7 protein-coding genes and 1 tRNA gene are annotated in these 7,218 nt (G+C 74.3%); 2 read left to right on the top strand and 6 right to left on the bottom strand.

What is annotated here, in order from left to right; all coding sequences use genetic code 11:
• Positions 1-53: 53 nt before the first annotated feature.
• The 5 genes from pth to ACRYM2_RS09810 form a co-directional block, all read right to left on the bottom strand.
• Complete coding sequence (gene pth, locus ACRYM2_RS09830; RefSeq protein WP_432521851.1) at positions 54-650, bottom strand: aminoacyl-tRNA hydrolase; 597 nt, start codon at positions 648-650, stop codon at positions 54-56.
• Positions 651-678: 28 nt separating this feature from the next.
• The gene (locus ACRYM2_RS09825) at positions 679-1,317 is read right to left on the bottom strand and encodes a 50S ribosomal protein L25/general stress protein Ctc (RefSeq protein ID WP_432521849.1); all 639 of its coding nucleotides are present in this window, start codon (positions 1,315-1,317) and stop codon (positions 679-681) included.
• A 210-nt stretch (positions 1,318-1,527) separates the two neighbouring features.
• Positions 1,528-2,505 (bottom strand): ribose-phosphate diphosphokinase, encoded by a 978-nt coding sequence (locus ACRYM2_RS09820; protein WP_432521847.1) that lies wholly within the window; start codon positions 2,503-2,505, stop codon positions 1,528-1,530.
• Positions 2,502-4,004, bottom strand: a complete 1,503-nt coding sequence (gene glmU, locus ACRYM2_RS09815; RefSeq protein WP_432521846.1) for a bifunctional UDP-N-acetylglucosamine diphosphorylase/glucosamine-1-phosphate N-acetyltransferase GlmU — start codon at positions 4,002-4,004, stop codon at positions 2,502-2,504. The genes ACRYM2_RS09820 and glmU overlap by 4 nt, the downstream gene beginning before the upstream one ends.
• Positions 4,005-4,116: 112 nt before the next feature.
• A tRNA-Gln gene (locus ACRYM2_RS09810) sits at positions 4,117-4,188 on the bottom strand.
• Positions 4,189-4,360: 172 nt separating this feature from the next.
• Here ACRYM2_RS09810 and ACRYM2_RS09805 point away from each other — a divergent pair.
• A complete protein-coding gene (locus ACRYM2_RS09805) occupies positions 4,361-5,017 on the top strand; it encodes a TetR/AcrR family transcriptional regulator (RefSeq protein ID WP_432521854.1) in 657 nt (218 codons plus the stop codon).
• 10 nt (positions 5,018-5,027) lie between these two features.
• Positions 5,028-5,555, top strand: coding sequence for a MarR family winged helix-turn-helix transcriptional regulator (locus ACRYM2_RS09800; RefSeq protein ID WP_432521844.1), 528 nt, complete (start codon positions 5,028-5,030; stop codon positions 5,553-5,555).
• Between the two features lie 100 nt (positions 5,556-5,655).
• Here the strand turns inward: ACRYM2_RS09800 and ACRYM2_RS09795 are convergent, their stop codons facing one another.
• Positions 5,656-7,128: a sugar transferase gene (locus ACRYM2_RS09795; protein ID WP_432521853.1), complete on the bottom strand. Its 1,473-nt coding sequence runs from the start codon at positions 7,126-7,128 to the stop codon at positions 5,656-5,658.
• Between the last annotated feature and the right edge of the window lie 90 nt (positions 7,129-7,218).

Raw genomic sequence — 7,218 nt, 5'->3', positions numbered from 1 at the left:
GACGGCCGGCACGGATCTCCCGTGCCGGCCGTCGTCGTGCTGTCGCCGTCCGCTCAGGCGGGTGCGTGGAAGCGCTGCTGCGCCGCCTCGAGCCCCTTGACCACGAGCTCCTCGACGGCGTCCGCCGCGTCCGCGAGCAGGAACGGCAGGTCCTTCTTCTCCGTGGTGGAGAACTCCTTGAGCACGAAGTCGGCCGGGTCCTGCCGCCCCGGCGGGCGGCCGATGCCCACGCGCACCCGCGCGTAGTCCTTGCCGCCGAGCGACTTGGTGATCGAGCGCAGGCCGTTGTGGCCGCCCTCGCCACCGCCGCGCTTGAGCCGGACGGCCCCGAAGGGCACGTCCAGCTCGTCGTGGACGACGACCAGGTGCTCCAGGTCGACGTCGAAGTACTTCGCCAGGCCGGCGACGGGGCCGCCGGAGACGTTCATGTACGAGGTCGGGGCCGCGAGCACGACCCGCGGCCCCGGCGCACCGCCGGGCAGGACGCCGAGGCGGACCTCGGCGACCCTGGCGCCCGAGCGGTGGCGCTTGGAGGAGCCGCCGGTGCGCGAGGCCAGCTCGTCGAGGACCATCTGCCCGACGTTGTGCCGGGTGCGCTCGTACTCGGCCCCGGGGTTGCCGAGGCCGACGACGAGCCAGGCGCCGCTCACCGGACCAGGACCTCCTGCAGCGGGTGGATCAGGACTGGTCGGCGGCGGGCTCGGTGGTCTCGGTGGGCTCGTCGCGCACGATGCCGGCCTCGGCCTCGAGGGCCTCCAGCTCCGCCTCGGCCTGCGCGGCGGTCGCGGCGCCCGTCACGACGACGACGAGCTGCTCGGGGTCACCGGCCAGCGAGGAGCCCTCGGGCAGGGCGATCTGCGAGGCGGCGACGTGCGCACCGGCCTCGAGGCCCTCGACGGAGATGGTGACGGCGTCGGGGATGGCGGTGGCCTCGGCCTCCAGCGACACCGTGGTCAGCTCCTGCTGCACGACGGTGTTCGCGGCGGCCTCGCCCTCCAGGTGCACGGGGACGTCGACGGTGACCTTCTCGCCGCGGCGGACGACGAGCAGGTCGACGTGCTCGATGAAGCCCTTGATCGGGTCGCGCTGGACGTCCTTGGGCAGGACCAGGTGCGACTGGCCCTCGACGTCCACGGACAGCAGGACGTTGGAGGCGCGCAGGGCGATCATCGTCGCGTGACCGGGCAGGGTCACGTGCAGCGGCGCCTCGCCGTGGCCGTAGATGACGGCGGGGATCTTGTCGGCGCGGCGGATGGTGCGGGCGGCGCCCTTGCCGAACGCGGTGCGCTTCTCGGCGGACAGCTTGGTCTCGGCCACGGTGGTGCTCCTCGGGTCTCGGGGTGGTGGTGCTCAAGGCCCCGGGAGGGCGCGCCGACGCGTCCACCGCGTCGATCACGGCGGCACCGGAGCGCCGCCCTCGCCGAGGCAACCGGACCCGAGTCTACCCGCTCCCGGCAGCACGACCGCCCCCGAGCCGGGAGGGCTCGGGGGCGGTCGGGCGGCGGCCGCGCCGCGGGAGCGGACGGCTCAGCTGTGGCCGTCGAACAGCGAGGTCACCGACCCGTCGTCGAAGACCTCGCGGATGGCCCGCGCCAGCAGCGGCGCGATGGAGAGCACCTTCAGCTGCGGGAACTGCTGCGACTGCTGGATGGGCAGGGTGTTGGTGACGACGAGCTCGGAGATCGGCGAGTTCTTCAGCCGGTCGACGGCCGGGCCCGACAGGACCGCGTGGGTGGCGGTGGCGATGACGTCGGCCGCACCGTTGGCCTTGAGGGCCTCGGCGGCCTGCACGATCGTGCCGGCGGTGTCGATGAGGTCGTCGACGAGGACGCAGGTGCGGCCCTCGACGTCGCCGACGACCTCGTGGACCTTCACCTGGTTCGGCACGTTGGGGTCGCGGCGCTTGTGGATGATCGCCAGCGGGGCGCCGAGGCGGTCCGACCACAGGTCGGCCACCCGCACGCGGCCCGCGTCCGGGGAGACGATGGTGATGTTCGAGCGGTCCACGCGCTTGCCGACGTGGTCGGCGAGGATCGGCAGCGCCCACAGGTGGTCGACGGGGCCGTCGAAGAAGCCCTGGATCTGCGCGGTGTGCAGGTCCACCGACATGAGGCGGTCGGCGCCGGCGACCTTGAACATGTCCGCGATCAGGCGCGCGGAGATCGGCTCGCGGCCGCGGCCCTTCTTGTCCTGGCGGGCGTAGCCGTAGAACGGCGCGACCACGGTGATCCGCTTGGCCGACGCGCGCTTGAGCGCGTCGACCATGATCAGGTGCTCCATGATCCACTGGTTGACGTTCGCCGTGTGGCTCTGGATGACGAACGCGTCGCTGCCGCGGACGCTCTCCTCGAAGCGCACGTAGATCTCGGAGTTCGCGAAGTCGTAGGCGCTCGTGGGCACCAGCTCGGCGCCGAGCTCCCTCGACACCTCCTCCGCGAGCTCCGGGTGCGCGCGCCCGGAGATGAGCACCATCCGCTTCTCGCCGGTGGTGGTGATGCCGGTCATCGCTGGTTCTCCCTGCCCTCTGTCGTGCCCGTGCTGCCCTGGTCCGCGGCGGCGGCCGCGGCGGCCGCCTCCCGCTGCTGCGCCCGTGCGGCCGCCTCCGCAGCCGCCGTCCCGGCACGCCTGCTCAGCGTCCACCCCTCGAGGTTGCGCTGCGGTGCGACGTTGATCGCCAGCGCCCCCGCGGGGACGTCCTTGCGGATGACCGTCCCGGCGCCCGAGTAGGCGCCGTCCCCGACCGTCACCGGCGCGACGTACATGTTGTCCGACCCCATGCGGACGTGGTCGCCGACGGTGGTGCGCGCCTTGTTCACCCCGTCGTAGTTCACGAAGACCGAGGCGGCCCCGATGTTGGAGTGCTCGCCGATCGTCGCGTCACCCACGTAGGACAGGTGCGGCACCTTCGAGCCGCGCCCGATCGAGGCGTTCTTCGTCTCCACGAAGGTGCCGATCCTGCCGTCGGCGCCCAGGCGGGTGCCCGGGCGCAGGTAGGCGAAGGGGCCCACCGAGGCGCCCTCCCCCACCACGGCCGAGGAGCCGTGGGTGCGCTCCACGACCGCGCCCGCCCCGACCTCGACGTCGGTGAGGGTGCAGTCGGGCCCGACGACGGCGCCCGCGGCGACGCGGGTGGTGCCGTGCAGCTGCACCCCCGGGCGGATCGTCACGTCCTGCTCCAGCACGACGTCCGCGTCGATCCAGGTGGTCGAGGGGTCGACCACGCTGACCCCGGCGAGCATCCAGCGCCGCAGGGTCCGCGCGTTGGCCTCGGCGGCCAGCTGCGCCAGCTGCAGGCGGTCGTTGACCCCGCGGATCTCCCACTCGTCCTGCAGCGGCAGCGCCTGGACGCGGCCGCCGTCGGCGCGCACGAGGCCGAGGACGTCGGTCAGGTAGACCTCGCCGGCGGCGTTGTCGCGCCCGACGCGGGCCAGCGCGGCGCGCAGGACGGCCGCGTCGAAGGCGTAGACGCCGGAGTTCACCTCGCGCACGGCCAACTGCTCGGGCGTGGCGTCCTTGTGCTCGACGATGGCGCTGACCCCGTCGGCGTCGCGCAGCACGCGCCCGTAGCCCGCCGGGTCCTGCAGCTGCGCGGTGAGCACCGTCATGGCGTTGGCCCCCGCGGCGTGCGCCGCGACGAGCTCGGACAGCGTCCGCCCGCTCAGCAGGGGCACGTCCCCGTAGGTGACGACGACGGTGCCGGCGAGGTCGTCCGGCAGCGCGGCCAGACCGCACTGGACCGCGCGGCCGGTGCCGGGCACCTCGTCCTGCAGCGCGGTGAGCACGTCCGGGTGGCCCGCGCGCACGACCTCCCCGACGCGCTCGGCCTGGTGGCGCAGCACGACGACGAGGTGGTCGGGGGCGGTGGCGCGGGCGGCGCGCAGGGCGTGCTCGAGCAGCGGGCGGCCACCGAGGGGGTGCAGGACCTTGGGCACCGCGGACTTCATCCGGGTCCCCTCGCCGGCGGCGAGGACGATCACGGCGGCTGGCGACTGGGGGGTGGTCACGCGGGGCGCGCTCCTCGCGGCTCGGTGCGGTGGCCTCGTCTGCGTCGAGGCGGACGAGCCGAGGATAACGGCCCGGCGGCGGCCCCCCGTCCCCCACGGGCAGCGGCCGGTGCTCCCGGGAGAGGATTCGAACCCCTACTGGACGGGACCAAAACCCGCCGTGCTGCCGTTACACCACCCGGGACAGCTGCTGCCCGCCCATCCTGCCAGGCACCGCCGGGGCCCCGCGATCAGGCGGTCGCCGCCCGGTCGCCGCCCGGTCGCCGCCCGGTGGTCACCCGGTCGGCGCAGCCGGGCGCCCCGCAGGGCAGGATGGTGCCGTGACGCCGGACCCGACGGGACGCTCCCGCTCCCGCATGACGGGTGGTGAGCGGCGCGAGCAGCTCATCGGCGTCGGCCGCCGCCTGTTCGCCGCCAAGGGCGTCGAGGGCACCACCGTCGAGGAGATCGCCGCGCAGGCGGGCGTGTCGAAACCGGTCGTCTACGAGCACTTCGGCGGCAAGGAGGGGCTCTACGCGGTCGTCGTCGACCGCGAGATCTCCGCGCTGCTGGGCGCCATCACCACCGCCCTGTCCGGTCGCGGCAGCCCCCGCACGCTGCTGGAGCGGGCCGTCACGGCCCTGCTGGACTACATCGACGCCTCCACCGACGGCTTCCGCATCCTCGTGCGCGACTCCCCCGTCGCCCAGACGACCGGCAGCTTCGCCAGCCTCATCTCTGACATCGCCCGCCAGGTCGAGCACCTGCTCGTCGACGCGTTCGCCGCCCGCGGGTACGCGCCGCAGCGCTCGGGCATGTACGCGCAGATGCTCGTCGGCATGGTCGCCGTGACCGGCCAGTGGTGGCTGGACACCCGCGAGCCGGGCAAGGAGGAGGTCGCCGCGCACCTGGTGAACCTCGCCTGGAACGGCCTGACGGGCCTGGAGCAGGAACCGCGGCTGTCCTCGCGCGCCCGCGACGGGCACCGCGGGCCCGGCGCTGCGGACGACCGGGGCGGGGAGCCGAGGCCCTAGGGTTCCGGACGTGGCTGCTCCGGACGACACGACTGCCCGCGAGGCCGCGGACGAGGTCGACCGCATCGTCGCCGCGTGGCGGCGCGAGACCCCGCAGCTGGACGTCGAGCCGCTGGAGGTGCTCTCCCGGGTGGCCCGCCTGGCCCGCCACCTGGACCGGCTGCGCCGCGACGCCTTCAGCGCGCACGAGCTGGAGACGTGGGAGTTCGACGTGCTCTCGGCGCTGCGCCGCGCCGGCGCCCCGCACGAGCTGTCCCCGGGGCAGCTGGTCGTCCAGACGCTCGTGACCTCGGGCACGATGACCAACCGGGTCGACCGGCTGGCCGGGCGCGGTCTGGTCGAGCGCCGCCCCGACCCCGAGGACCGCCGGGGCGTGCGGGTGCGCCTGACGGCCGCGGGCACCGCCGTCGTGGACGCGGCGCTGGCCGACCTCGTCGACGCCGAGCACCGCATGCTCGGCGTCCTCGCGCGCGAGGAGCGGCGGGCGCTGGCGACGCTGCTGCGCCGGGTCGCCGCCCCCTTCGAGCAGCAGCCCTGACGCACGGACCCGACGCAGGGACCCGACGCACGCAGAGGGCCCTCCCGCGCGGTGCGGGAGGGCCCTCTGCGTCCACCGGTCCGGCGGGCCGGGCGTCGCCTCAGTAGGCGCCGCGGCCGCGCAGGACGGCGCCGGCCGTCTTCCACAGGATCATGAAGTCGAACGTGAAGGACCAGTTCTCCACGTAGCGCACGTCCAGGCGCACCGACTCGTCCCAGTCGAGGTCGGAGCGGCCGTTGATCTGCCACAGACCGGTCAGGCCCGGCTTGACGAGCAGGCGGCGGCGCATGTCCGAGCCGTACGCGTCGACCTCCTTCTGCAGCGGCGGGCGCGGGCCGACCAGCGACATCTCGCCGCGGACGACGTTGATGAGCTGGGGCAGCTCGTCGATGGAGTAGCGGCGCAGGACGCGGCCCACGCGGGTGATGCGCGGGTCGACCTTCATCTTGAAGAGCACGCCGTTGCCGTCGGTGGAGTCGCGCAGGTCGATGAGGCGCTTCTCCGCGTCGGAGACCATCGAGCGGAACTTGAACATCGGGAAGGTCTTGCCGTCCTTGCCGACGCGCTGCTGCTTGAAGAAGACCGGGCCGCGGTCGTCGACCTTGATGAGGACGGCGAGGACCAGGAACAGCGGGCTGAGCACCACGAGCGCCAGGCCGGCGGTGACGCGGTCCACGGTCGTCTTGGCCAGCCGGCGGATGCCCTCCAGCTCGGGGCGCTCCACGTGCAGCAGCGGCAGGCCGCAGACGGGGCGGATGGCCACGCGCGGGCCGATGACCTCGGTGAGGGCGGGCGCGACGACGAGGTCGGCGCGGGTGGCCTCCAGCTCCCAGCCGAGCCGGCGCAGGCCGGGGCCGTCGAGCTCGGGGCAGGCGGTGACGGCGACGACGTCGGCGTCCACGCTGGTCACGGCGTGGCGGACGTCGTCCAGGCTGCCGATGACGGGGATGCCGAGCTCGCGCAGCTCCGCGTCCTCGGCCGCGGTGCCCTTGCCGCCGGGCACGCAGGCCCCGACGATGCGCATGCCGTGGTAGCTGGCGCGGTGCAGCTGGCGGGCCATGCCGGCCACGGCCGCGCGGTGGCCCACGGCGACGACGCTCTGGCCGGCCTCGCCGCGGGTTCGCTGGGCGTGCAGGTGCTGGCGGGTGGCGTAGCGGCCGACGAGCGTGAGCAGCGTCGCGATGGGGAAGGCGACCACGACGTAGCCGCGGGCGATCTCCAGGTCGAAGGCCCAGGAGCTGGTGCCCACCAGGGCCACCACGGCGAGCGCCGCGGTGAGCACCCGGTGGAACTCCTCCGAGCCGACGCCGAGGAAGCGGGGTTCGTAGGTGCGCAGCGCACCCATCGCGATGACCCAGATGACCGGCAGCAGCACCGCGCACGCGACGACGGCGCGCCCGGAGGTCGTGGACAGGTCGGCGGGCGAGTCGTTGAAGCGGGCGAAGAAGCCGACGAACGCGGCGAAGGCGGCTGCCAGGGCGTCCACCGCGACGATCTTCTGCACGTAGGTGCGCTGCCAGGCGGGTGTGCGCTCGGTGAGGCCGAGCGCGGTGCGCTGGCGCGGGACGAGCAGCCGCTCGCGGCGCGCCGCGTCGGTGTGGTCGTCCGCCGGTGACGTGCCGAGGAGCCGGTCCTCCAGCTCCCCCCGGTCCGTCCTGGCTCC

It is taken from the genome of Kineococcus aridisoli (assembly GCF_050871885.1).
Lineage (GTDB): Bacteria > Actinomycetota > Actinomycetes > Actinomycetales > Kineococcaceae > Kineococcus.
Note: the sequence above shows the minus strand (reverse complement) of the source record. Positions and strands in the feature narration are given on the sequence as shown.